General features: G+C 62.9%; 22 protein-coding genes. 12 read left to right on the top strand and 10 right to left on the bottom strand.

Annotated features, from left to right (window positions below; genetic code table 11):
- Nucleotides 1-17 precede the first annotated feature (17 nt).
- The 5 genes from metW to GST84_24845 all read right to left on the bottom strand — a co-directional run bounded on the left by metW (nt 18) and on the right by GST84_24845 (nt 4,029).
- The gene (gene metW, locus GST84_24865) at nt 18-638 is read right to left on the bottom strand and encodes a methionine biosynthesis protein MetW (GenBank protein ID XGB15401.1); all 621 of its coding nucleotides are present in this window, start codon (nt 636-638) and stop codon (nt 18-20) included.
- Nucleotides 639-645: 7 nt separating this feature from the next.
- Complete coding sequence (locus GST84_24860) at nt 646-1,785, bottom strand: homoserine O-acetyltransferase (GenBank protein XGB15400.1); 1,140 nt, start codon at nt 1,783-1,785, stop codon at nt 646-648.
- Nucleotides 1,786-1,884: 99 nt separating this feature from the next.
- Complete coding sequence (locus tag GST84_24855; protein XGB15399.1) at nt 1,885-2,475, bottom strand: YggT family protein; 591 nt, start codon at nt 2,473-2,475, stop codon at nt 1,885-1,887.
- 10 nt (nt 2,476-2,485) lie between these two features.
- A complete protein-coding gene (locus GST84_24850; protein XGB15398.1) occupies nt 2,486-3,304 on the bottom strand; it encodes a pyrroline-5-carboxylate reductase in 819 nt (272 codons plus the stop codon).
- A gap of 38 nt (nt 3,305-3,342) precedes the next feature.
- On the bottom strand, nt 3,343-4,029 hold the full coding sequence (locus GST84_24845) for a YggS family pyridoxal phosphate-dependent enzyme (GenBank protein ID XGB15397.1): 687 nt from the start codon (nt 4,027-4,029) through the stop codon (nt 3,343-3,345).
- Between the two features lie 65 nt (nt 4,030-4,094).
- Here GST84_24845 and GST84_24840 point away from each other — a divergent pair, with 65 nt between their 5' ends.
- Nucleotides 4,095-5,093: a PilT/PilU family type 4a pilus ATPase gene (locus GST84_24840; GenBank protein XGB15396.1), complete on the top strand. Its 999-nt coding sequence runs from the start codon at nt 4,095-4,097 to the stop codon at nt 5,091-5,093.
- Nucleotides 5,094-5,219: 126 nt separating this feature from the next.
- On the opposite strand, the gene GST84_24835 is transcribed toward GST84_24840, so the two are convergent.
- Nucleotides 5,220-5,846 carry a peptidase P60 gene (locus GST84_24835; GenBank protein XGB15395.1) on the bottom strand — a complete coding sequence of 209 codons (627 nt, stop codon included), beginning with the start codon at nt 5,844-5,846 and terminating at the stop codon, nt 5,220-5,222.
- A gap of 166 nt (nt 5,847-6,012) precedes the next feature.
- On the opposite strand from GST84_24835, the gene GST84_24830 reads away from it, so the two are divergent.
- Nucleotides 6,013-6,432 (top strand): NINE protein, encoded by a 420-nt coding sequence (locus tag GST84_24830; GenBank protein ID XGB15394.1) that lies wholly within the window; start codon nt 6,013-6,015, stop codon nt 6,430-6,432.
- Between the two features lie 90 nt (nt 6,433-6,522).
- On the opposite strand, the gene GST84_24825 is transcribed toward GST84_24830, so the two are convergent.
- From GST84_24825 to GST84_24815, 3 genes are all read right to left on the bottom strand, one after another.
- Nucleotides 6,523-7,221 carry an SPOR domain-containing protein gene (locus GST84_24825; protein XGB15393.1) on the bottom strand — a complete coding sequence of 233 codons (699 nt, stop codon included), beginning with the start codon at nt 7,219-7,221 and terminating at the stop codon, nt 6,523-6,525.
- A 1-nt stretch (nt 7,222) separates the two neighbouring features.
- Nucleotides 7,223-8,959: an arginine--tRNA ligase gene (argS, locus tag GST84_24820; GenBank protein ID XGB15392.1), complete on the bottom strand. Its 1,737-nt coding sequence runs from the start codon at nt 8,957-8,959 to the stop codon at nt 7,223-7,225.
- Nucleotides 8,960-9,146: 187 nt separating this feature from the next.
- A complete protein-coding gene (locus tag GST84_24815; protein XGB15391.1) occupies nt 9,147-11,366 on the bottom strand; it encodes a primosomal protein N' in 2,220 nt (739 codons plus the stop codon).
- A 167-nt stretch (nt 11,367-11,533) separates the two neighbouring features.
- Between GST84_24815 and rpmE the strand changes: the two genes are divergently transcribed.
- From rpmE to GST84_24800, 3 genes are all read left to right on the top strand, one after another.
- On the top strand, nt 11,534-11,749 hold the full coding sequence (rpmE, locus tag GST84_24810; GenBank protein ID XGB15390.1) for a 50S ribosomal protein L31: 216 nt from the start codon (nt 11,534-11,536) through the stop codon (nt 11,747-11,749).
- A 2-nt stretch (nt 11,750-11,751) separates the two neighbouring features.
- Nucleotides 11,752-12,573 (top strand): thermonuclease family protein, encoded by an 822-nt coding sequence (locus GST84_24805; protein XGB15389.1) that lies wholly within the window; start codon nt 11,752-11,754, stop codon nt 12,571-12,573.
- A gap of 178 nt (nt 12,574-12,751) precedes the next feature.
- Nucleotides 12,752-14,020 (top strand): malate dehydrogenase, encoded by a 1,269-nt coding sequence (locus GST84_24800; GenBank protein XGB15388.1) that lies wholly within the window; start codon nt 12,752-12,754, stop codon nt 14,018-14,020.
- Nucleotides 14,021-14,201: 181 nt separating this feature from the next.
- Here GST84_24800 and GST84_24795 read toward each other — a convergent pair whose 3' ends face one another.
- Nucleotides 14,202-16,655, bottom strand: a complete 2,454-nt coding sequence (locus GST84_24795; protein XGB15387.1) for a PBP1A family penicillin-binding protein — start codon at nt 16,653-16,655, stop codon at nt 14,202-14,204.
- A 203-nt stretch (nt 16,656-16,858) separates the two neighbouring features.
- On the opposite strand from GST84_24795, the gene GST84_24790 reads away from it, so the two are divergent.
- From GST84_24790 to GST84_24760, 7 genes are all read left to right on the top strand, one after another.
- Nucleotides 16,859-17,740: a pilus assembly protein PilM gene (locus GST84_24790; protein ID XGB15386.1), complete on the top strand. Its 882-nt coding sequence runs from the start codon at nt 16,859-16,861 to the stop codon at nt 17,738-17,740.
- Nucleotides 17,737-18,273 carry a fimbrial protein gene (locus GST84_24785; protein XGB15385.1) on the top strand — a complete coding sequence of 179 codons (537 nt, stop codon included), beginning with the start codon at nt 17,737-17,739 and terminating at the stop codon, nt 18,271-18,273. Before GST84_24790 ends, GST84_24785 begins: the two co-directional genes overlap by 4 nt.
- Nucleotides 18,274-18,284: 11 nt before the next feature.
- Nucleotides 18,285-19,286, top strand: a complete 1,002-nt coding sequence (gene pilO, locus GST84_24780) for a type 4a pilus biogenesis protein PilO (GenBank protein ID XGB15837.1) — start codon at nt 18,285-18,287, stop codon at nt 19,284-19,286.
- The gene (locus tag GST84_24775; protein ID XGB15384.1) at nt 19,210-20,472 is read left to right on the top strand and encodes a pilus modification protein PilQ; all 1,263 of its coding nucleotides are present in this window, start codon (nt 19,210-19,212) and stop codon (nt 20,470-20,472) included. The genes pilO and GST84_24775 overlap by 77 nt, the downstream gene beginning before the upstream one ends.
- Before the next feature lie 4 nt (nt 20,473-20,476).
- Nucleotides 20,477-20,995 carry a shikimate kinase AroK gene (gene aroK, locus GST84_24770; GenBank protein ID XGB15383.1) on the top strand — a complete coding sequence of 173 codons (519 nt, stop codon included), beginning with the start codon at nt 20,477-20,479 and terminating at the stop codon, nt 20,993-20,995.
- Between the two features lie 96 nt (nt 20,996-21,091).
- Nucleotides 21,092-22,189 (top strand): 3-dehydroquinate synthase, encoded by a 1,098-nt coding sequence (aroB, locus tag GST84_24765; protein ID XGB15382.1) that lies wholly within the window; start codon nt 21,092-21,094, stop codon nt 22,187-22,189.
- A 15-nt stretch (nt 22,190-22,204) separates the two neighbouring features.
- Nucleotides 22,205-23,788: an AAA family ATPase gene (locus GST84_24760; protein XGB15381.1), complete on the top strand. Its 1,584-nt coding sequence runs from the start codon at nt 22,205-22,207 to the stop codon at nt 23,786-23,788.
- The last annotated feature ends 40 nt before the right edge of the window (nt 23,789-23,828 follow it).

Genomic DNA, 23,828 nt, shown 5'->3' with positions numbered 1-23,828 from the left:
GATTCCTCCGGTGGGCGTCAGACCGCGAGCGGCTGCTCTTGCAGGCCCGGGCTGCTGACGCGGTAGATGCCGATCTCACCTAGAAGATTAGGCCATAGCCGCCCACCCCACCCATTGCGGTGCAAGTGGTCGACCGCCAGGCGGTCGAGTACCTTGGCTCGGCGTTCGTGCACAAGTTCTTCGAAGTCGGCGAAGGTGCAGAAGTGGATGTTCGGCGTGTTGTACCAGGTATACGGCATGAAGTCCGATACCGGCATGCGGCCTTTGGTCGCCAGGTACCAGCGGCAGCGCCAGTGGCCGAAGTTGGGGAAGGTGATGATGCACTGACGGCCCACGCGCAGCATTTCGTCGAGGATGCGGTCGGGGTACTCCACGGCCTGCAGGGCCTGGGTCATGATCACCACGTCGAAACTGTTGCTGGCGAAGTTGCCCAGGCCTTTGTCCAGGTCTTGTTCGATGACGTTGACGCCCTTGGCCACGCAGGCGGCGATGTTGTCGGCGTCGATTTCCAGGCCATAGCCGGTGACCTGTTTGCGGTCACGCAGCGAGGCCAGCAGTTCGCCGCTACCGCAGCCCAGGTCGAGTACCCGGCTGCCGGCGGGGATCCAGTCGTGGATGATTTCCAGATCGGCTCTCATGCTGTCCTCAGATGGCAATGCGGTTCATGTAGTTCGAGAAACCCTGCATGTAGCGAGGTGTGGGGATCAGGAAGGCATCGTGCCCGTAGGGCGAATCGATCTCCAGGTAACAGACGTTCTTGCGCGCAGCCATCAGTGCGTCGACGATCTCGCGCGAACGGGCCGGAGAGAAGCGCCAGTCGGTGGTGAACGACATGATGCAGTAGTCCGCCGTGACGTGGGCCAGGGTGGCTGCCAGGTCACCCCCCTGCTTGGCGGCCGGGTCGAAATAGTCCAGTGCCTTGGTCATCAGCAGGTAGGTGTTGGCGTCGAAACGGCCGGAAAACTCTTCGCCCTGATAGCGCAGGTAGCTTTCGACCTGAAACTCGACGCTGTGGAAATCGTAGTTGAGCTTGTCGCTTTTCAGCTCACGGCCGAATTTTTCACCCATCGAGTCGTCGGACAGGTAGGTAATGTGCCCGACCATGCGTGCCAGCATCAGGCCGCGCTTGGGGATCACGCCCTGGTCCTGGAACGAACCGCCATGGAACTCAGGGTCAGTGAGAATGGCTTGGCGCGCCACCTCGTTGAAGGCGATGTTCTGCGCCGACAGCTTGGGTGCCGAGGCAATGTCGACGCAATGGCGCACACGCTCGGGGTAGCTGATGGTCCATTGCAGTGCCTGCATACCGCCAAGGCTGCCGCCCACGACAGCGGCCCACTGCTGGATGCCCAAGCGCTCGCCCAGGCGCACCTGGCTGTGTACCCAGTCCTCTACGGTCAGTACAGGGAAATCGGCGCCATACGGTTTGCCGGTGGCCGGGTTGACGCTGCTGGGGCCGGTGCTGCCGTTGCAGCCGCCGAGGTTGTTCAGGCTGACCACGAAGAAGCGGTTGGTATCGATCGGCTTGCCGGGGCCGATGCAGCTGTCCCACCAGCCCGGCTTGCGGTCGGTGGCGGCATGGTAGCCAGCGGCATGGTGGTGGCCGGACAGGGCATGGCAGATCAGCACGGCATTGCTCGCGCTGGCGTTCAGGGTGCCATAGGTCTCGTAGACCAGTTCGTAACTGGCCAGTGAACGGCCACAGGCCAGTGCCAGCGGTTCATCGAACCGGGCTGTTTGCGGTACTACCAGACCGACGGAATCTTCGGGAAAGACAGTTGACATCGACCCTGCTCACGCTTGACGGAGGCGTAAGTCTAAAGAGCGCTACCCCCAGCGGCAAGCAAAGGCTTGCGACTGGGGGCAAGCTGGGGCTGGCGAGCCTCAGATCATTCGCCACAGCTCTTGAGGCATGCCGGCGTAGGCGGCCAGAGGGGGCATGACAAACGACTGGATCACCTGGATCGCCAGGAAGGCGAAGATCGGCGAAATGTCCATGCCGCCCAGATTTGGCACCAGGCGGCGGAACGGCGCCAGCACTGGCTCGCTGATCTGGTAGGCCAGTTCGGCCGCCGGGTTGTGACTGTTGGGTGCAACCCAGGAAACGATCACCATGACGATCATCGCCACCCAGAAAATCTTCAGGAACAGCGAGGTGATGCCGATGATTGCCCACATCAGCAGGTGCAGGACGTCGCCGAAAGTACCGTAGGTGACCATCAGCACGAAGCCCATCAGCAGAGCCTGGATGACCACCGCCAGCAGTAGCGACGAGGTATCCAGCCCGCCAACGCTAGGGATGATCCGGCGGATCGGCTTGAGCAGCGGTTGGGTGGCACGAACTGCGAACTGGCACAGCGGGTTGTAGAAGTTGGCCTTGACCAACTGCAGTACGAAGCGCAGCAGGACGATTACCAGGTAAAGGCTTACCAGGGTTTGCACCACGAAAATCGCGGCGCCTGACAGTGCATTCATCTAAAGCTCCTTATTTGCCCAGTTGTTCGGCCAGCTCGGCGGAGCGCGTGGCTGCAGCCTGCAGCGCCTGCTCGACGATGGCTTCGAAGCCGCTAGCCTGGAACGACTTGATCGCCGCTTCCGTGGTGCCGGCGGGCGAGGTGACGCGGCGGCGCAGTTCGGCGGCATCGACATCGCTAGCAACCGCCATGCGCGCGGCGCCCAGGGCCGTCTGCAAGGTCAGTTGGGAGGCGGTTTCGCGTGGCAGGCCGAGTTTTTCGCCGGCCGCGGTCATGGCCTCGATCAGCAGGAAGAAGTACGCCGGGCCACTACCAGACACAGCAGTCACGGCGTCCAGTTGCTGTTCCTGCTCCAGCCACAGGGCGGTGCCCACGGCCGACAGCAGTTGTTCGGCCTGCTGACGCTGTTCGCCGGACACTTCAGCGGTGGCGTACAGGCCGCTCACGCCTTGGCGCAGCAAAGCCGGGGTGTTGGGCATGCAGCGCACTACCGGGCGAGCGCCCACCCAGCTTTGCAGGCTGGCGCATGTGATGCCGGCGGCGATGGAAACGATCAGCTGGCCATCCTGCAGGTTGGGTTGCAGTGCCTGACAGACGGTTTTCATGACTTGTGGCTTGACCGCCAGCACGATGACGTCAGCGCCATCGATGGCCTGGGCGTTGTCCTCGAAGGCTTCAATGCCGTGCTCGGCCTGGATGCGACTGCGGGTCTCGGCGCCCGGGTCGCTGGCGCGGATCTGCGAGGCGTCCAGGCCCTGGGCACGCAGACCACCGATCAGGCTGGCGGCCATGTTGCCGGCGCCGATAAAGGCAATACGTGTCTTGCTCATGTCAGGTCCTTGTGGAAAAGAGTGAGTGAAGCATGGAATCAGGTGTTGCCGTAGTCGCGGGCTCCGAACAGGGCCGTGCCAATCCGTACCCACGTCGCGCCCTGGGCGATGGCCGCTTCCAGGTCGTGGCTCATGCCCATCGACAGGGTGTCCAGGCCAAGCCCCAGGTCTTCCTGCAACTTGCGCAGGCTGGCGAAGGCGGCCTCCTGGGTGTCGCGGTCTTCGGTGGGTTCCGGGATTGCCATCAGCCCGCGCAGGCGCAGGTTGGGCAGTGCGGCTACGGCTTTGGCCAACGCGGGTAGGTCGGCCGGGGTGCAGCCGGATTTACTGTCTTCGCCGCTGACGTTCACCTGCAGGCAGATGTTCAGCGGCGCCAACCCGGCAGGGCGCTGTTCCGACAGGCGTTGGGCAATTTTCAGGCGGTCCACGGAATGTACCCAGTCGAAGTGCTCGGCGATCGCTTTGGTCTTGTTCGACTGAATGGGGCCGATGAAGTGCCAGATCAAGGGCAAGTCGCTGAGCGCCTGCTGCTTTGTCAGTGCTTCCTGTAGGTAATTTTCCCCGAAGTCGCGCACACCGGCGGCATGGATCTCGCGGATAGCGCTGGCGGGCTTGGTCTTGCTCACGGCCAGCAACTGGACGCTGGCCGGATCACGCCCGACTGCCTGGGCAGCACTGGCGATACGGGCGGAAATCGCGGAAAGGTTGTCTGCTAGGGTGGACATGGATCAATGCCGGCAGCTGTAGGGTCTGCGGCATTCTACCTGCTTGAAGGCCTTTGGGGAGTCTCATGGATGTGACCGACCTGTTGGCCCGAGCTGTGGATGCGGGGGCTTCGGACCTGCACCTGGCGACGGGCCAGATTCCGATGCTGCGCCTGGATGGCGAGTTGCAGCGTATGGGCTTGCCGCCCTTGAGCGCGGATGCCTTGATCGAGGGCATGGCGAGCGTGCTGGATGACCACCAGTGCCAGCAGTGGGCCCAAGGCGATGAACTGGACCTTGCGCTGGAGTTGCCGGCGCTTGGGCGCTTTCGGCTGAACCTGTTTCGCCAGTTGAATGGCCCGGCGGTGACCTTTCGGCTGATTCCAGGGCGCATTGCCACGGTGAGCGAGCTGGACCTTGCGGATGTGTTTCAAGCTGTTGCGCAATGCAGTGATGGCTTGATCCTCGTCGGCGGGCCGACCGGCAGCGGCAAGTCCAGCACTCTGGCAACGCTGCTCGACCAGTTGAACCGCGAGCGGGCACTGCACATCATTACCCTGGAGGACCCTGTCGAGGTCATCCATGACAGCCAGCGCAGCCTGGTCAACCAGCGTGAGATGGGGCGCCATAGTCGCGGCTTTGCTCAGGGGCTACGCAGTGCACTGCGCCAGGACCCGGACGTGATCATGATCGGCGAGTTGCGCGACCTGGAAACCATTCGCCTGGCCCTGCGCGCGGCCGAAACCGGGCACCTGGTGCTGGCAACCGTGCATGCGCGTTCGGCGACCAGCTGCATCGACAGGTTGGTGGAGGTTTTTACTGCCGAGGAAAAGCCGTTGGTGCGGGCGATGCTGGCCGAGTCGCTGCGCCTGGTGGTCGCGCAGTTGCTGGTCAAACGTGTGGAAGGTGGGCGGGTGGCTGCGCGGGAAGTGCTGGTGGCGACGCCGGCGGTGCGTAACCTGGTTCGGGAGGGGCGGTTGGCGCAGTTGTCTTCGGTGATGCAGGGCGGGGCGGCTGAGGGGATGCGGACGATGGAGGGGGCGTTGCGGAGGCTGAGGGAGCGAGGGTTGATCAAAGGCTTGTAGTACCTGAAAGGCCCTTTCGCGGGCGCGCCCGCTCCCACAGGTATGGCGCTGCCCGCGAGAGCGACGCGGTACCTGTGGGAGCGGGCGTGCCCGCGAAGGGGCCGGTACCGGATAGCGCCGATCAGATTAACGCTTGGCCAGGTTCAGCTGTTGCTGTTCCTTCGGCAGTACCCGCTTGGCCACCACGTAGTGCTTCTGCCAGTAAGGCTTGCTCAAGGTGTCGATACTCACCCGCTTGCCACGGCGTGGCGCGTGGATGAAGCGGTCGTTACCCAGGTAGATGGCTACGTGATTGACCCGACGGCTCTTGATGTTGAAGAAGATCAGGTCGCCGGGCTTCAGATCACCCTTGGCCACCTTCACCCCGTGGCCCCGGGCCATGGCATTGGAGGTGCGCGGCAGGTCGACGTCGGCGACGTCGTTGAAGGCGTATTTGACCAGCCCGCTGCAGTCAAAGCCTTTTTTCGGGCTGCTGCCGCCCCAAACATAAGGGGTACCGAGCACATTGACCGCACGGCTGAGCACGTCGCTGCTTTGCTTCGGCGACATGGCGGCGACATTGGCACCGCGGCTGCTGACGGCGTTGCTTGGGCGGGCGCGCAGCGCGGTCTGCTTGGCGGGTGCGTGTTTCACCGACGCGTTGGTCGTGTAGCCGGTAAAACCATTGGGAAGACGTTGCTCACGATTGGTGGCGTGGGCGGCCAGGGGCAATAATAGGCAGAGGGTCAGCCATGTCTTGATCAAAGGCGGCATAGATGAAGCTCTTATGAATAGTTATGTGTTGGGCGCGCAACTTTATAACAGCTTTTTGATCAATCATTGATCCGTTGGTCGATTGTCCAGGTGCCGTATGTCGGCTTGCGACGAGAAAGTCACATTTTTTCTTAGAAAATTTTCGGATAACCCACGGGGGCTATGAATGAACAGTTATCAACAGGGGGTGCCCTTTCACGACACTCACAGCAAAACCATTGGCTACCTGCTGTGGATTTTCGGCTTCACCGGGTCCCATCGCTTCTATTACGGCAAGCCGATTACCGGGACCATCTGGTTCTTCACCTTGGGCTTGCTGGGCATTGGTTGGTTGATCGACCTGTTCCTGATCCCGTCCATGGACCGTGAAGCCGACCTGAGGTTTCAGTCCGGGCGTATCGACTACAACATCGCCTGGATTCTGCTGACCTTCCTCGGGGTGTTTGGCCTGCACCGGCTGTATCAGGGCAAGTGGATCACCGCGATCATCTACTTCTTTACCGGTGGGTTGTTCCTGGTGGGGGTGCTGTATGACTTCTGGACGTTGAACACCCAGGTGTCCGAGAGGAATGCGGGGCGGGGCTGACGGTGCCGTGGCTGTTTTACAGCCCACTCACGGGTAATGCTGCCTATATAAAAAAGGCCTTGTCGCACCGCTGCGGCAAGGCCTTCTTTGTTACTGGCGGGTCTGCCGCTGTTGCAGCAACAGGTTGCTGAAACCGGCCCCAGCCAGCTGCTTCTGTGCCCCGGTCAATTGCTCGCGGTTGCTGAACGGCCCGACCAGCACGCGGTACCAGGTTTCCTCCTTGACCGTACCCGACTCCACCTTCACCGACTGGCCCAGCAGGATGATCTGTGCCCGTACCTTGTCGGCATCGGCCTGCTTGCGGAACGAGCCTGCCTGAAGGAAGTACTGCGTGGTCGCAGCCGGCTTGATCACAGGTGGTGGCGGTGGCGGGGTTTGGCCGAGCAGTGCTGCCTGGGCCCTCGCCGTGTCGATTTTCGCCGCTTCTGCTGGTGTTACCGGAGCTACCGGCTGGGCCGGCACTGGTGGCGTTTTCTCCGGTACGGCTTCCGGCGGCACGATCACCTCAGACTCCGGCAGCAGCGTGTAGAAGTCGTACTTCGGCTTCACCGGCTGTTGCGTGGTAGCTTGCGCTGGCTTGCCGGCTTCGGCCGTTTTCGCCGGCTTCTGCTGCTCGGGTTTGGTGCGTTTGATGTCGTCGCCACCGGGTTCGAGCTTCATCAGGAACACGATGAACGCGCCTACGGTCAGGCCGACCGCCAGCCATACCCAGCCGGGGATCGGCTGTTTGGCCGGTGCCGTCTGGCGGCTGGCGCCGCGTTTCGGGGCAGGTTTTTTCTTGGCAGCCAACTTACATGCGCTCCAGGGTTTCCAGGCCGAGCAGTTCCAGACCTTGTTTGAGGGTGCGGCCGGTCAGGGCGGCCAGGCGCAGCCGGCTCTGCTGCTGCGAAGGGGTTTCGGCAGCGAGGATCGGGCAGTTCTCGTAGAAGCTGGAGAACAGGCCGGCCAAGTCGTACAGGTAGCTGCACAGCACATGCGGCGTGCCTTTTTCGGCGACGTTGTTGAGAATTTCGCCAAACTGCGCCAGGCGCGCGGCCAAATCTTGCTCGTGGGCAGCTTGCAGCACGATTTTGCCGTCGACTTCGTCAAACCCTTTGCCCAGCTTGCGGAACACGCCGGCTACGCGGGTGTAAGCGTACAGCAGGTAAGGCGCGGTGTTGCCTTCGAAGTTGAGCATCAGCTCGAAGTTGAAGCTGTAGTCGCTGGTGCGGTGCTTGGACAGGTCGGCGTATTTCACCGCGCCAATGCCCACCACCTCGCCGATGTGGCGCAGTTCGTCGTCGGCCAGGCTCGGGTTCTTTTCCTTGACCAGCGCGTAGGCGCGCTCCTTGGCCTCGGTGAGCAGGTCGATCAGCTTCACGGTGCCGCCGTCACGAGTCTTGAACGGGCGGCCGTCGGCGCCGTTCATGGTGCCGAAGCCCATGTGCTCCATTTGCATCGGGTGGCTGACGAAGCCGGCGCGGCGGGCCACTTCGAACACCTGGTTGAAGTGCAGGGCCTGGCGCTGGTCGACGAAGTACAGTGCGCGGTCAGCTTTCAATACGTTGCTGCGGTAACGCACGGCAGCCAGGTCGGTGGTCGCGTACAGGTAGCCTCCGTCGGCCTTCTGCACGATCACCGGCAGGGGGTCGCCTTCGCTGTTCTTGAACTCGTCGAGGAACACACACTGGGCGCCTTGGTCTTCGACCAGCAGGCCCTTGGCCTTGAGGTCGGCCACCACGTTGGCCAAGTCGTCGTTGTAGGCGCTTTCGCCCATCACGTCGGCCATGGTCAGTTTGACGTTGAGCAGCTCGTAGGTCTTCTGGCAGTGCGACAGCGAGATGTCCTTGAAGCGAGTCCACAAAGCCAGGCACTCGGGGTCACCAGCTTGCAGCTTGACCACCAGGCCGCGGGCGCGAGTGGCGAACTCTTCCGATTCATCGAAGCGTTTCTTCGCCGCACGGTAGAAGTTTTCGAGGTCCGACAGCTCGTCGCTGGTGATCGGGTTTTCCTGCAGGTAGGCCATCAGCATGCCGAACTGGGTACCCCAGTCGCCGACGTGGTTCTGGCGGATGACGTTGTCGCCCAGGAACTCCAGCACGCGCGCAACGCTGTCGCCGATGATGGTCGAGCGCAGGTGGCCGACGTGCATTTCCTTGGCCAGGTTAGGTGCCGACATGTCGATCACCACCTTTTGCGCCGGGCCGGCTTTGCGTGCACCCAGGTGGGCGTCGGCCAGGGCGGCATCCAGGCGGCTGGCCAGGGCGTCGGTGTTCTGGAAGAAGTTGAGGAAGCCAGGGCCTGCAATCTCGACCTTGCTGATGTCGGCGCTGGCCGGCAGGGCGTTGATCAGTTTTTCGGCGAGGTCGCGCGGCTTCATGCCGGCCGGCTTGGCCAGCATCATGGCGATGTTGCTGGCGAAGTCGCCGTGGGTCTTGTCCCGGGCGTTTTCCACCTGGATCGCCGGCGACAGCCCTTCAGGCAGCACACCGTCGGTGACGAGTTGGGTGAGGGCTTGCTGGATTAGCTGGCGAATGGTGTCTTTCATGGGGATCTCTTTTCGACCGCAAGCGCGGTGAGCGCCTGGATGCGCAGGTGGAAAAACTGGGCATTATCCGTTGCCGGGAGCAGGTTGCCAACCTTTGGGCGGCAAGCGGGGGGCCACAAGCCGCAAGAAAAAGCGGCATCGCCCCCGCCCGGCGCTTGCTTGTCGCTGGTCACTCGCAGCTTGCAGCTCAATACAGGTCTACCGGGTCGACATCCAGCGACCAGCGCACCTGGCGCCCGCTTGGCATCTGTTCCAACACTAGCAACCAGGCGCTGATCAGTCGATGCAACGGCGCCCGGGTATTGGCCTGTATCAACAGTTGCGCGCGGAATCGTCCGGCGCGACGCTCCATGGGTGCCGGTACCGGGCCCAGCAGTTCGATGCCCGGCAGGCGTTGTTCGGCCACCAGGCGCTCGGCGGCGGCACAGGCTTCGTCGAGGAAACCTTCGGCCTGCCCCGGCTTGTGTGCTTCGGCACGCAGCAAGGCCAGGTGCGAGTAGGGCGGCAGCCCGGCGGCTCGGCGTTCGTCCAGGGCCTGTTCGGCGAAGGCGAAGTAGCCTTGCTCGGTTAGCTGGACCAACAGTGGGTGGTCGGCCAGGTGGGTCTGGATGATGACCTTGCCGGGTTCTTCGGCCCGCCCGGCCCGCCCGGCCACCTGGACAATAAGTTGTGCCATGCGCTCGCTGGCGCGGAAGTCGCCGGAAAACAGCCCGCCATCGGCATCGAGGATGGCCACCAGCGTCACCCGCGGGAAGTGGTGGCCCTTGGCGAGCATCTGGGTGCCGACGAGGATGCTCGGCTGGCCGCGCTGGATGGTGCTGAACAGGTTGTGCATGGCGTCCTTGCGCGCCGTGCTGTCACGGTCCACGCGCAGGATCGGGTAATCCGGGAACAGCACCTTCAGGCGCTCTTCGGCGCGCTCGGTACCGGCACCGACCGGGCGCAGGTCGACGTGGTTGCATTGCGGGCATTGGTGCGGCAGGCGTTCGTCATAGCCACAGTGGTGGCAGCGCAGCACGCCGGAGCGCTGGTGCACGGTCATGCGCGCATCGCAGCGTGGGCATTCGGACAGCCAGCCGCAATCGTGGCACAGCAAGGTTGGAGCAAAGCCCCGGCGGTTGAGGAACACCAGCACTTGTTGGCCGGCTTCCAGCGTCTGCCGAATAGCCTGCTGCAGCGGGCCGCTGATACCGCTGTCCAGCGGCAGGCTCTTCACATCCAGGCGCAGCATGCGCGGCGGGCGTGCCCCCCCGGCGCGCTGGTTCATGCGCAGCAGGCGGTAGCGGCCGGTCAAGGCGTTATGCAGGGTTTCCAGCGACGGTGTGGCGGAGCCGAGCAGGATCGGGACGTTCTCCTGGTGAGCGCGTACCAGCGCCAGGTCGCGGGCGTGGTAACGCAGGCCTTCCTGCTGTTTATAGGAGCCGTCGTGCTCTTCGTCGATGATGATCAGGCCGGGGTTTTTCATCGGCGTGAACAATGCCGAGCGGGTGCCGATGATGATATCGGCCTCGCCGTCCCGTGCCGCCAGCCAGGCATCCAGACGTTCGCGGTCGTTCACCGCCGAGTGCAGCAGGGCAATACGCGCGTTGAAGCGTTGCTCGAAGCGCGCCAGGGTTTGCGGGCCGAGGTTGATCTCCGGGATCAGCACCAGCGCCTGCTTGCCGGCTTCCAGGGTTTCGCGGATCAGTTGCAGGTAGACCTCGGTCTTGCCACTGCCGGTGACGCCGGCCAGCAAGAACGCGCCGAAGCCGCCAAAGCCCTCGCACACGGCGTCGAAGGCATCGCGTTGTTCTTCGTTGAGTGGCAGTTCCGGCTGTGCCAGCCAGTGCTCATGGCGTTGTGCCGGCAAGTGGCGGCGCGTCTCGACCTGCACCAGATCCTTGGCCAGCAGCAGGTCGAGGCTGTCCTTGTTCAGGTTGAGTTTGGCCAGCAGGCTGTGGGCCACGCCGTGCGGGTGCTGGGCCAGGGTCTTGAGGGCGTCGCGCTGGCGCGGCGCGCGGGCAATGCGCGGGTCTTCCAGGCGGGCGCCAGGGGCTATATGCCAGAAGCGTTCCTGGCGCATTTCGGCGGCTTCGCCCTGGCGCAGTAGCGTGGGCAGCGCCCAGCTCAGGGTATCGCCCAGGCTGTGCTGGTAGTACTGGGCGGTCCACAGGCACAACTTGAACAGCGACGCGGGGATGGGGGACACCGGGTCGAGCAGGGCGCTGGCCGGCTTCAGTTTGTCGGCGGGCACTTCGCTCTGCGTGCACACCTCTATCAGCACGCCGATCATTTCGCGGCGGCCAAAGGGCACGCGGATGCGCATGCCAGGGGTCAAGGTCTGGCGCGCCATGCTCGCCGGCGCCTTGTAGTCGAACAGGCGCCGCAGCGGAGAGGGCAGGGCAAGGCGCAGGATGACGTCGGACACGCGGAAAGTCTCGGAGGGCGTTACAAGGACTGGCGAGCCTAGCAGACGACGGTCGGTGCAAGCGACATCTTGCGCTGACGGTGTGCTCTGGTATTATTCGCCGCCTAATTACGTGCGGTATTCAACAATTGGTGTTGGGTGGCGGCACGCAGCTCGAGGAAGTGACCATGAAAGAAGGTATCCACCCGAACTACGAAGTAGTTGCAGTCACCTGCAGCTGCGGTAACAAGTTCGAAACTCGTTCGACCCTGGGCAATGTCCTGTCGATCGACGTTTGCAACCTGTGCCACCCGTTCTACACCGGTAAGCAGAAAGTTCTGGACACCGGTGGTCGCGTACAGAAGTTCGCCGATCGCTTCGGCATGTTCGGTGCCAAGAAGTAATCATGCGCATGGCGAATCCTTCGGGTTTCGCATTGTTGCTGAAGAAGGCGCCCCTTGTGGGCGCCTTTTTTGTGGGCGTTATCTGGCATTTCCCGGTCCTGGCGTTCTGCCCACTGCCGGACAAGCCCCAATGGGTAGCGGTACGACAGGTGGTCGATGGCGACACCTTGCGTCTGGTCGATGGCCGCAGTGTGCGGCTGATCGGTATCAATGCCCCGGAAATAGGCCGCAAGGGGCGTACCAGTGAGCCCTATGCCGAAGCTGCCAGGCGGCGATTGCAGGCCTTGATAAAGGCCAGTGACCATCGCGTCGGGCTGGTGCCTGGTGTTGAAGGCAAAGACAAGTACGGTCGCACACTGGCGCACATCTACAGCCGCAATGGCGACAATCTGGAAGCACAATTGCTTAGCGAGGGCTTGGGCTATCGCGTGGCAATTGCCCCTAATGTGCGCTTCAGCGGCTGCCAGCAGCTTGCCGAACAAGCGGCGCGCCAGGCTGGTGTTGGCCTGTGGCGGCGTTCACCCGTGGTGCCTGCAGGCGATGTCAGGCGGTCAGGTTTCGCTGTTGTACGTGGTCGTATCGGAGGCATTGAGCATAATCGTGGCGGGGTCTGGCTGACCCTGGGCAATACCATGGTGCTGCAGGTTCCCGCTCGTCTGCAGCGCAACTTCCCCGCCAGCTTCTTCGATAACCTCAAGGGACACCAGGTCGAAGCGCGCGGCTGGGTGCTGGATCGTTCCCGCAGGGGAGGCCTCAAGCCCGGGCAGCGACGCTGGGTGTTGCCATTGACCGATCCGAGCATGCTGGCGCGCATTTCAGGCTAAAAGATGTAGACATTTCGATAGTGGATTGTACACACTGTAGGTCGTATGCCCCCGTGGGTTGTAGCGTAAAGTCGTAGGCTAAAGGCCTTGACACAAGTGACCGGCCAGTCTTGTGGCTCCCCGGCTCTTTGCGTATCCTCGGCGGTCCGTCAGAACAGTAAATAGCGGAATGCCCACCATGTCAGACCTGAAAACCGCCGCTCTCGAATATCACGCTCAACCTCGTCCGGGGAAACTGAGCGTTGAACTCTCCAAGCCCACTGCCACCGCCCGTGACCTCGCCCTGGCCTACAGCCCAGGTGTTGCAGAGCCGGTGCGCGAAATTGGCCGTGATCCAGAGCTGGCTTACAAATACACCGGCAAAGGCAACCTGGTTGCGGTGATTTCCGATGGCACTGCCATCCTCGGTCTGGGTGACCTCGGCCCACTGGCTTCCAAGCCGGTCATGGAAGGCAAGGGTGTTCTGTTCAAGCGTTTCGCCGGTATCGATGTGTTCGACATCGAAGTCGAATCGGAAAGCCCGCAAGCGTTCATCGACACCGTTCGCCGCATTTCGATCACCTTCGGCGGTATCAACCTTGAAGACATCAAGGCACCTGAGTGCTTTGAAATCGAACGTACCCTGATCGAACAGTGCGATATTCCAGTGTTCCACGATGACCAGCACGGTACTGCCATCGTGACTGCCGCTGGCATGATCAACGCCTTGGAAATCGCCGGCAAGAAACTGGAAGACGCCAAGATCGTCTGCCTGGGCGCCGGCGCTGCTGCCATCTCCTGCATGAAGCTGCTGGTAAGCATGGGTGCGAAGGTCGAGAACATCTTCATGATCGACCGTAGTGGCGTGATCCACGCTGGCCGTGACGACCTGAACCAGTACAAGGCGCAGTTCGCCCACGCGACCGACAAGCGCACCCTGGCCGACGCCCTTGACGGTGCCGACGTGTTCGTAGGCCTGTCCGGCCCGAACCTGCTGAGCCCAGAAGGCCTGAAGTCGATGGCTGCCAACCCGATCGTGTTCGCCTGCTCGAACCCGGACCCGGAAATCTCCCCAGAGCTGGCGCATGCCACTCGCAACGACGTGATCATGGCGACCGGTCGTTCCGACTACCCGAACCAGGTCAACAACGTGCTGGGCTTCCCGTTCATCTTCCGTGGTGCTCTGGACGTTCGCGCCAAGCGTATCAACGAAGAGATGAAGATCGCTGCCGCTATCGCCCTGAAAGACCTGGCCAAGCTGCCAGTGCCGAAGGAAGTTTGCGAAGCCTATGGCGTTGAAGGCCTGGAGTTCGGCCGTGAGTACATCATTCCGAAGCCGCTGGATGCACGCTTGATCACCGTCGTTTCCGATGCTGTGGCCAAGGCTGCCATCGAATCCGGCGTGGCTACCCTGCCTTATCCGAAGCACTACCCGCTGACCAGCGTGGATGAAGTGTTCAACGGCTGATTGCCGCAAGCGACATAAAAAAGCCCCGGCTCGCATGAGCCGGGGCTTTTTGTTGGGGCTTGGGAATGTGTCAGGGCTGCAAGGTGTTCGTCAGGGCACTTGTGGCGCCTATCAGATCGAGCGCCGCCCGCGCGGCGCTCGATTCACGCGCCCACGCAAAACCTGAGTCAGGCGCCCTGCCTTAGAACAGATCCATCGGCGTCGCTTCATCGGCTGGCAGCGGGCTGCCCGGTGCCACGCCATTGCCCAGTTCATCCACCGACGGCGGCGAGTCTTCGGCTTTGAACAGCTCGAAGTAGGCATTCGGTGTGCTCGGCGATGCTGCGCGACCGCTGATCGGGTCGACGCGCAAGCTGAGAATGCCTTCCGGCTCTGCCGGGGCGTGCGCAGGCTTGTCCTTGAGCGCCGCGCCCATGAAGTTCATCCAGATCGGCAGGGCCGCAGTCCCGCCATATTCGCGGCGGCCGAGGGTTTCCGGCTGGTCGAAGCCGACCCAAACGGTAGTCACGTAATCGGCGTTGTAACCGGAGAACCAGGCGTCCTTGGATTCGTTTGTGGTCCCCGTCTTGCCCGCCAGGTCGGTACGGCCCAAGGCCAGGGCCCGGCGGCCGGTGCCGCGCTTGATCACATCCTGCAGCATGCTGGTGAGGATGTAGGTGGTACGCCCGTCGATGATCCGTTCGGCCACTGCTGGCGTTTGCGGTGCTGCGGCCACCTGGTTGACAGCAGAAGGTGCCTCGCCTGGCATGGCGGCAGTGCTGATTGGCTGCTCGGGGGCGGCCAGGCCCGCCTGGTCCTCGGCACCTTGTGGTACGCGGGGCGGGTTGGCGGTGAACAGTGTCTCGCCGCTGCGGCTTTCGATGCGGTCGATCAGGTACGGGGTGATCTTGTAGCCACCGTTGGCAAAGGTGCTCCAGCCGGTGGCGATCTCCATCGGGGTCAGGGTGGCGGTGCCCAAGGCCAGCGACAGGTTGCGCGGCAGGTCCTGTTTGTTGAAGCCGAACTTGGTGATGTAGTCGATGGTGCGATCCACGCCCATGGCTTGCAGCAGGCGGATCGACACCAGGTTGCGCGACTTGTACAGCGCCTCACGCATGCGGATAGGGCCGAGGAAGGTATTGTTGTCGTTCTTCGGTCGCCACACTTTATCCACCGACTCGTCAACGAACACGATCGGCGCATCGTTGACGAGGCTGGAAGCGGTGTAGCCGCTGTCCAGCGCGGCGCTGTAGACGAATGGCTTGAAGCTTGAGCCCGGTTGGCGCTTGGCCTGCACGGCGCGGTTGTAGTTGCTCTGCTCGAACGAGAAACCGCCAACCAGGGCGCGGATGGCACCGTTGTTCGGGTCGAGGGTGACCAGGGCGCTTTGCGCAGCGGGCACCTGGCTGAACTTCAACGTGCCATCTTCAAGGCGTTGCAGGCGTACCAGGTCACCGACCTGGGCCACATCGGCCGGCGATTGCGGTGTGCGGCCCTGGGCGTTGTTGTTGATGAACGGACGCGCCCATTTCATGGTGTCCCAGGCAACCTGCGCCTCTTGGCCGTCGCGGGTCAGCACCTTGAGGCCGGTTTGTTCCACCTGGGTGACAATGGCTGGCTCCAGGCCGCCAAGGGTGCGTTGCTTGCCCAGCTCCTTCAGCCAGGCTGCCTGGGTGCGGCCCGGGAAACGTGCTTCAGGGCCACGGTAGCCGTGGCGCTCATCGTAGTCGGAGAGCCCTTTGAGGACGGCCTTGTTGGCCATTTCCTGCATGTCACTAGGCACGGTGGTCGTGACGCGGAAGCCTTCGGTGTAGGCGTCGCTGCCGTAGCGGCCGACCATTTCCGCGCGGGCCATTTCGGCGATGTACGGGGCATTCACCTCAGGCGTCGGCACGTGGTAGCTGGCATTGAGCGGCTCGGCCAGGGCGGCCTGGTAGCTGGCCTCGTCGATCTTGCCCAGCTTGTACATGCGTCCGAGGATCCAGTCGCGACGCTCTTTGGCGCGCACCGGGTTGGCCAGCGGGTTGAAGCGTGACGGTGCCTTGGGCAGGCCGGCGATCATCGCCATCTGCGCCAGGCTCACGTCACGGATGGACTTGCCGTAATACACCTGTGCAGCTGCATCGATACCGTAGGCGCGGTTGCCCAGGTAGATCTTGTTCACGTACAGCTCAAGGATTTCGTCCTTGGTCAGCTCACGCTCGATCTGCAGGGCCAGCAGGATTTCGTTGGTCTTGCGTGAGAAGCTGCGCTCGCTGGTGAGGAAGAAGTTCTTCGCCACCTGCATGGTGATGGTGCTGCCGCCGGTCTGGATATGGCCGGTTTTCACCAGCTGGGTCGCGGCGCGCATCAGGCTGCTGGGGTCGACACCGTAATGGTTGAGGAAATTGTCGTCCTCGGCTGACAGCAGCGCCTGAATGAATTGTGGGGGAATATCCGCGAAGCGGATCGGCGAGCGGCGCATTTCGCCGAATTCGGCAATCAGCTTGCCATCGCTGCTGTACACCCTGAGGGGGATCTGCAACTGGATGCTTCTGAGGGACTCGACCGAGGGCAGGCTGGGGCTAAGATACAGAAACGCACCGCTCACACCGAGTACGAGCGCGCAGATGACTGCGACGGAAGACCACCAGAAGAACTTCAGCAGACGTATCAAGGCTTTTCGGTGTCCAGGTTGGGAGTGGATTGCACGCAGGTCCGGTGGACCAAAAAACGCTGGGCATTATAAGCATTTTTCGCCTCTCCGGGTGACCGGCCAGGCTACCCGTCGACTTGATGAGTAGCCCCGGCCCAGTGTTGCCGCGGGGTTGCGACAGGCAGTTGCGTTTGGCAGCTGCACCAAACAGCAAAGGAGTCGCGATGCTTGGACGCTTCGGCAAGGATGCCGGTTCACTCGTGGGGGTGGAAATTACGCCCGACGCCGTTCGGATAATGCAACTGCAACAGCGCAATCGGCGCTGCCGTGTGATGGGGTCGGCACAAGAGCTGTTTCAGGCGCCGCTGGCCGATGACTGGGCTGCGGAACCTGACGTGGTGGCGGCTGCGCTGCAGCGAGCATACCGGCGCAGCGGCCTCAGGCAACGTCGGGTAGCACTGGCGCTGCCGGCCAGTCAGGTTATTTGCAAGTTGTGCCATCTGCCTGTGCAGCAGGGCGGGGCACAGTTGGAGGCGCAGTTGCTTGCCGATGCAGAGCGGCTGTTTCCGTTCCCGCTGGAAGATCTGGCCCTGGATTTTCAGGTCATGGGCGCTTCCCATGCCCAGCCAGGTTGCTCCGAGGTGATGGTTGCCGCCTGTCGGCAGAGTGCGCTGGCGTCACTCGAAGCCGTCGTCGAGGAGGCGGGCTTGCAGTTGGAAGCCGTCGAGGTCGACAACATTGCCTTGTGCCGCATGTTGCCACAGGGCGGCCTTGAGGGAGCAGCACTGCTGCGTGTCGAAGCCCGCAGCGTAACCCTTCATGACTGGCAGCCCGGCAGGGCCTACCAGCGCTGTGAGCTGCAAACGGCTGGCCCGGACATGCACGGGCAATGGCCAGAGCGCCTGCAGGCTTGGCTTGCCGGGCAGGGCCTGCCTGCGCGGTTGTGGGTTGTCAGCAGCTCATCGGTCAGTCCGGACTGGCTGCAGGGCCTTGGCAGCCGGCTGAATGTGCCGTGCACGTACCTGCCTGGTCTGGCAGGGCTTGAACATGTTGATGGGTCGATGCTCCTGGCCTGCGCCTTGGCCTTGGGAGGGTTGCGTCCATGATGCGGCTGAACCTTCTGCCCTGGCGCGAAAGGCAGCGTCAGGCGGCGCTGCGGCGCTTTCGAGGCCAGCTGGTTGCTGGCGCACTGTTGGCTTTGTGCGCCGTGATGCTGGTTGATCAGCTGGCCCGCCAGCGCGGGCAGCAGCAGGTGTTGGCCAATACCCAGCGCCAAGCGACCCTTGATGTACTGGGTGAGCAGGTGCAACCGCTGGCCGAGGTACGTGCACAGCATGAAGCGTTACTTGCCCGTGCGGTGGCTTTGGAAGGCCTGCGCGCCCATCAGGATGTATTGGCCGGTGTGTTCGCCGACCTTGAAGGGGCGCTGCCTGAAGGTGTGCAGCTACTAGACCTGAGCCTTGATAGTGACCGCTTGCAGATGACAGGGGTGGCTGCGTCTGGTGCTGTGGTTGCGCAGTTCATGCGCGACTTGAACCGCTCGAACGCTTTGCTCGATCTGGAACTCAAGCACATCAAGAGCCTGCCGGACGGCGATGAGTTTTTGCTGACCGCTCGCGTTGCGGCGTTTTGGTCGTGAGTACAGCACAAATGGTCGCTTGGCTGGCGGTGGTCGAGCGCTCAGGCCGCTTCCGACGGCTGGCGCCAGTGCTCGTAGCTATTGTGCTGTTCGGCCTCGGCTGCGCGATACGCCTGCCCCCACTGTTACAGCAGCAGGCGCGGGAGGAGGCCAGGCATGTCGAGCTGAGCCAGCTGCAGGCAGCCAGTGCATCGCAGTTGGCAGAACTGGAGCGGCTGAAAGCTTTAGTGGTGCTTGCCGAGCAACGGTTGCAAGAAGCGCACTGGTATCTGGCAGCCGGGGAAAGCATGAGCGACCTGCTTGAGCGCCTGGCAGTGTCGGGGCATGCGCATGGGTTGCTTGTCGAGCGCCTGGATGTAAGTGAGGGCGAGCAACAGGCCGGATTCAGCAAGGTACCCCTGGAGGTACAAGTGGTAGGGCGTTACCCGGCCTTGCGGCTGTGGCTGGACGAATGGTTAGGGCAGGCGCGGATTCTGCGCAGCGGTGACATGAGCCTGGCAACCGTTGATCGCCAGCCTGGGCTGTTGCGCCTGCGGTTGCGGGTTGATGCCTATCATGCGGCTACGCCCATGAAGGCACCCGCAATGCTGGCGCACCTGCCGGCAAGAGCCGCAATGGCTGCGCCTGAGGTGGACCCGTTTGCCCCTGCTATGGCGCGAGTGGCCAGTGCCGGCTTGGTCGGCGTGCCGTTGGCGCAGCTGGAAATGGTCGGCAGCCTGGCGCGCGGGACGGCACGCGAGGCGCTGCTGATGGCGGCTGGCAAGCTCTATCGCGTGCGCCCGGGGGACCGGGTAGGGCGCGATCAGGGGGTAGTGAAGCATATAGACCAACGTCAGGTCGAAGTGCGTGAGCGGCTTTTCATGGCGGGGGTATGGCACGAGCGCACGGCGTTCATCACCCTCGCCAAGCGCCTGGGCAAGGAGGCCTCGGACCCGAATGAAAACGTGGATGAAATACCTGCTGGCAACCCTGCTGTCGATCCCGCTGGCTTCGGCGACGCCTTACCAGGGTGAACCCCTGTCGCTGAACTTTCAGGATGTAGAGGTGCGTGCGGTGCTGCAGGTGCTGGCTGACTACGCCGGCGTCAACCTGGTCGCCAGCGATGCAGTACAAGGCAGTGTCACTTTGCGTTTGCAGGACGTGCCGTGGGATCAGGCGCTTGACCTGGTGCTGCGCAGCAAGGGCCTGTCCCGGCGCCAGGAGGGTAATGTGCTGTTGGTGGCGCCTGCAGCCGAGTTTGCCGCGCAATCAGCAGATGCCCGGGTGAGTCAGTTGCTGGATGCGCACCTGCAGCCATTGCGTCGGGAGCTGCTGCCCATTCACCACGCCAAGGCCGCCGATTTGGCGCAGTTGCTGCAGGCAAGTCTGGAGGGTGACGGCATCCCCACGGGTAGCCTGAGTGTCGATGAGCGCACCAATACGCTGGTGGTGTATCTGCCCGCTGAACGCCTGGCCGAGTTGCGCCAGCTGGTGGCGCAGCTGGATGTGCCGGTGCGCCAGGTAGCGATCGAGGCGCGTATCGTCGAGGCCAACGTCGATTATGAGAAAAGCCTGGGGGTGCGCTGGGGCGGGCCGCTGTACGGCGAGAAGTTGCGGCCCGGCAAGGAACTGTTCGTCGACCTCGGCTTGGAGCGTGCCGGCAGCAGTATCGGCCTTGGTTTGTTGCGCGGTGACGTATTGCTGGACCTGGAGCTCAGTGCCATGGAGAAAAGCGGCAACGGCGAGATCATTTCGCAGCCCAAGGTGGTCACGGCTGACAAGGAAACGGCGAGGATCCTCAAGGGTACCGAGGTGCCTTACCAGGAAACGAGCCAAAGCGGCGCTACCTCGGTATCGTTTCGCGAAGCCTCGCTGTCGCTGGAAGTAACGCCACAGATCACCCCGGACAACAAGGTGATCATGACCGTCAGGGTGACCAAGGACGAGCCGGATTACGTCAATGCCTTGAACAATGTACCGCCGATCCGCAAGAACGAGGTCAATGCCAAGGTGCGTGTGGCGGACGGCGAAACGATCGTGATCGGTGGCGTCTACTCGACTTCGCAAAACAATGTGGTCGACAAGGTGCCATTTTTCGGCGATCTGCCGTATGTTGGGCGGCTGTTTCGACGCGATGCATTACAAGAGAAAAAATCCGAGCTGCTGGTCTTCCTGACTCCGCGTATCATGAGTGACCAGGCGATTGCTGTGAGTCGTTGATTCTGTGCGAAATTTGATACTTGTGGGGCCCATGGGCGCTGGTAAAAGCACCATCGGACGCCTGTTGGCCAAAGAGCTGCGCCTGCTGTTCAAGGATTCCGACAAGGAAATCGAACTGCGATGCGGCGCAAACATCCCGTGGATATTCGACAAGGAAGGCGAGCCGGGTTTCCGTGATCGCGAGCAAGCGATGATCGCCGAGCTGTGCGCGCTCGACGGTGTGGTCCTGGCCACCGGCGGTGGCGCGGTAATGCGCGAAGCCAACCGCCAGGCGCTGCATCAGGGTGGCCGGGTGATCTACCTGCATGCTTCGGTCGAACAGCAAGTCGGCCGCACCGCGCGCGACCGCAACCGCCCGCTGCTGCGCACGGCCAACCCCGAGGCGACCTTGCGCACCTTGCTGGAAACCCGCGACCCGCTCTACCGCGAGATCGCCGACCTGGTGGTTGAAACCGACGAGCGGCCACCACGCATGGTGGTGATCGATATTCTCGAGCGCTTGCAGCAGTTGCCGCCCCGTTAACCCGGGACTATTCTCGGCCACCAGCGCCGAGGCGAGGCTCAACGTTACCGCGCAGGTCGCCGGATGGCGCCGCGCCCAAGTACATTGTGGGGATACATGCAGACACTAAAGGTCGACCTGGGCGAGCGTAGCTACCCGATCTACATTGGCGAAGGCCTGCTGGACCAGCCCGAGCTGCTGGCACCGCACATCGCGGGTCGGCAGGTTGCCATCGTTTCCAACGAGACCGTCGCGCCGCTGTATCTCGAACGCCTGAGCAAGGCCCTCGGTGCCTATTCGGTACTGCCAGTGGTGTTGCCCGATGGTGAAGCCCACAAGAACTGGGAAACATTGCAGCTGATCTTCGATGGCCTACTGACAGCCCGCCATGATCGTCGTACTACGGTGGTCGCTCTGGGCGGTGGCGTGATTGGTGACATGGCTGGCTTCGCTGCCGCTTGCTACCAGCGCGGCGTCGACTTTATCCAGGTGCCAACGACCCTGTTGTCCCAGGTCGACTCTTCCGTGGGGGGCAAGACCGGCATCAATCATCCGCTGGGCAAGAACATGGTCGGTGCCTTCTATCAGCCCAATGCGGTGCTGATCGATACCACCAGCCTCAAGACCCTGCCAGCGCGCGAGTTGTCTGCAGGCCTGGCCGAAGTGATCAAGTACGGCCTGATTTGCGACAAGCCGTTCCTCGCCTGGCTCGAAGACAATATGCAGGCACTGCGTGCCCTCGATTCGGCAGCCCTGACCGAGGCCATCCGCCGCTCTTGCGCGGCCAAGGCCGCGGTGGTGGGCGCCGACGAGCGCGAGTCTGGCGTACGGGCCACGCTGAACCTGGGGCATACCTTCGGGCATGCTATCGAAACCCACATGGGCTATGGCGTGTGGCTGCACGGCGAAGCCGTGGCGGCGGGCACCGTGATGGCCCTGGAAATGTCCATGCGCCTTGGCTGGATCGACCAGGCTGAGCGCGATCGTGGGATCCGCCTGTTGCAGGACGCAGGTTTGCCGGTGGTGCCACCACAGGAAATGACCCCGGCGCATTTCATGGAGCACATGGCGGTCGACAAGAAGGTGCTCGACGGTCGTTTGCGTCTGGTGCTACTGCGCCAGATGGGCGAGGCCGTGGTGACCGACGACTATTCGAAAGAGATTCTCCAGGCCACGCTGTCGGCGGATTACCGCGCGATCGTGGCCCAGCTTTGAGGTTGTGACAGCGCAATGACAAGTTTGCATGCCGATGAGGCCTTTCTCGACCATTACCAGTTGAGCCATGATCCATTCGCGCCCCGCGTACCTGGCTTCAAGTTCTTCCCGGCCCAGCGCAAGCCTGTGCTTGGCCAACTGCACCACCTGGCGCGCTATAGCCAGTTGATGCTGGTGGTCAGTGGCCCATTGGGCAGCGGCAAGTCGCTGTTGCGCCAGGCCCTGGTGGCCAGCACCAACAAGCAGGCTGTGCAAAGTGTGGTGGTGTCGGCCCGCAGCGCCAGCGATGCCTCCAGTATGCTCGCGCAGGTCGCGCAGGAGCTGGGTGTGGCCCAGCCCGAGGTACAGGCGATCCTGTCGAAGGTGGTGCAGCTGGCACTGACCGGGCAGGAAGTGTATTTGCTGGTGGACGATGCGGAACAACTCGACGAGTCGGCACTCCAAGCGTTGCTGGAATTGGCGGCGGGGGTACCTGAGGGGCGTCCGCACGTGTTTCTGTTCGGTGAGCCATCGCTGATTGCCGGGCTGGACGAGCTCAATGTCGAGGAAGAACGTTTCCACATCATCGAGCTTGCGCCCTACAGTGAAGAAGAGACCCGCGAGTACCTGGAGCAGCGCCTGGAAGGGGCTGGCCGGGGCATTGAGGTGTTCAGCCGTGAACAGATCGCCGATATCCATGAAAACTCCGACGGCTGGCCTGGCAACATCAACCAGGTCGCCCGTGACACTTTGATCGAAGCGATGATCGCCAGCCGCTCGACGGCCAAGCGACCTACCATGGGGTTCAAGATGCCTAAAAAACATGTGCTCGCGCTGTCCGCTGTGGTCGTGGTTGCCGTTGCGGCCGCGGTATTGATGCCCAAGAAAGGCGACAAGGCCCCCGCCGAAGCGCCGGCCGCCCAAGCCCAGTTGCCGCTGGGTGACGGCAAGCAGGGCGCTGCCATCGAGTTCTCCGGCTCCTCCCAGCCAATGCCGCTGCCACTGGTTGGCCAGTCGCAGCCGGTGATGCGCGAACCGCTGGCCCAAGCCGCAGGCATGGGCGACGGTGAAGAGGGAAGCCCGGCTGGCGACACCGCGCTGCAGCCTGGCAACCCGCCACCGACCGTAACCACCATCGCCCCGCCACAAGGTGTGCCGGCTGGCCCGGCGCCTGCGCCTGCCCAGCCAGTACAGTCGGTTGCGCCTGCGTCGAAGCCTGTTGCAACCCAGCCCGCCAAGCCGGTTGCGCCTGCCAAGCCAGCGCCGACCCAGGTCGCCGTGGCCAAACCGGCCGCCAAAGCTGCCGAAAAGCCTGCCGCCGCCAGCGCTGGCAACGGTGGCTGGTATGCTGGACAGAAGCCGGGCAATTATGTGGTGCAGATCCTCGGAACCAGCTCCGAAGCGTCGGCCCAGGCTTACGTCAAGGCCCAGGGTGGCGACTATCGCTACTTCAAGAAAAACCTGCAGGGCAAACCCCTGTACGTCGTGACTTACGGCAGTTTCGCCAACCGCGACGCAGCGGTTGCAGCAATCAAGAACTTGCCAGCGAAGGTCCAGGCTGGTAAACCTTGGCCACGTACCGTCGCCAGCGTCCAACAAGAGCTGGCTGCGGCCCGCTGATACCTTCCGGGCGGCATCACCCCGCCGCCCAGTAGCTAAG

This window comes from Pseudomonas putida (assembly GCA_041879295.1).
GTDB classification, from domain to species: Bacteria; Pseudomonadota; Gammaproteobacteria; order Pseudomonadales; family Pseudomonadaceae; genus Aquipseudomonas; species Aquipseudomonas putida_Y.
Note: the sequence above shows the minus strand (reverse complement) of the source record. Positions and strands in the feature narration are given on the sequence as shown.

Coding starts and splice junctions, on each gene's coding strand:
- metW (XGB15401.1), bottom strand. CDS start 638: ATGAGAGCCGATCTGGAAATCATCCACGACTGGATCCCCGCCGGCAGC.
- GST84_24860 (XGB15400.1), bottom strand. CDS start 1,785: ATGTCAACTGTCTTTCCCGAAGATTCCGTCGGTCTGGTAGTACCGCAA.
- GST84_24855 (XGB15399.1), bottom strand. CDS start 2,475: ATGAATGCACTGTCAGGCGCCGCGATTTTCGTGGTGCAAACCCTGGTA.
- GST84_24850 (XGB15398.1), bottom strand. CDS start 3,304: ATGAGCAAGACACGTATTGCCTTTATCGGCGCCGGCAACATGGCCGCC.
- GST84_24845 (XGB15397.1), bottom strand. CDS start 4,029: ATGTCCACCCTAGCAGACAACCTTTCCGCGATTTCCGCCCGTATCGCC.
- GST84_24840 (XGB15396.1), top strand. CDS start 4,095: ATGGATGTGACCGACCTGTTGGCCCGAGCTGTGGATGCGGGGGCTTCG.
- GST84_24835 (XGB15395.1), bottom strand. CDS start 5,846: ATGCCGCCTTTGATCAAGACATGGCTGACCCTCTGCCTATTATTGCCC.
- GST84_24830 (XGB15394.1), top strand. CDS start 6,013: ATGAACAGTTATCAACAGGGGGTGCCCTTTCACGACACTCACAGCAAA.
- argS (XGB15392.1), bottom strand. CDS start 8,959: ATGAAAGACACCATTCGCCAGCTAATCCAGCAAGCCCTCACCCAACTC.
- rpmE (XGB15390.1), top strand. CDS start 11,534: ATGAAAGAAGGTATCCACCCGAACTACGAAGTAGTTGCAGTCACCTGC.
- GST84_24805 (XGB15389.1), top strand. CDS start 11,752: ATGCGCATGGCGAATCCTTCGGGTTTCGCATTGTTGCTGAAGAAGGCG.
- GST84_24800 (XGB15388.1), top strand. CDS start 12,752: ATGTCAGACCTGAAAACCGCCGCTCTCGAATATCACGCTCAACCTCGT.
- GST84_24790 (XGB15386.1), top strand. CDS start 16,859: ATGCTTGGACGCTTCGGCAAGGATGCCGGTTCACTCGTGGGGGTGGAA.
- GST84_24785 (XGB15385.1), top strand. CDS start 17,737: ATGATGCGGCTGAACCTTCTGCCCTGGCGCGAAAGGCAGCGTCAGGCG.
- pilO (XGB15837.1), top strand. CDS start 18,285: ATGGTCGCTTGGCTGGCGGTGGTCGAGCGCTCAGGCCGCTTCCGACGG.
- GST84_24775 (XGB15384.1), top strand. CDS start 19,210: ATGAAAACGTGGATGAAATACCTGCTGGCAACCCTGCTGTCGATCCCG.
- aroB (XGB15382.1), top strand. CDS start 21,092: ATGCAGACACTAAAGGTCGACCTGGGCGAGCGTAGCTACCCGATCTAC.
- GST84_24760 (XGB15381.1), top strand. CDS start 22,205: ATGACAAGTTTGCATGCCGATGAGGCCTTTCTCGACCATTACCAGTTG.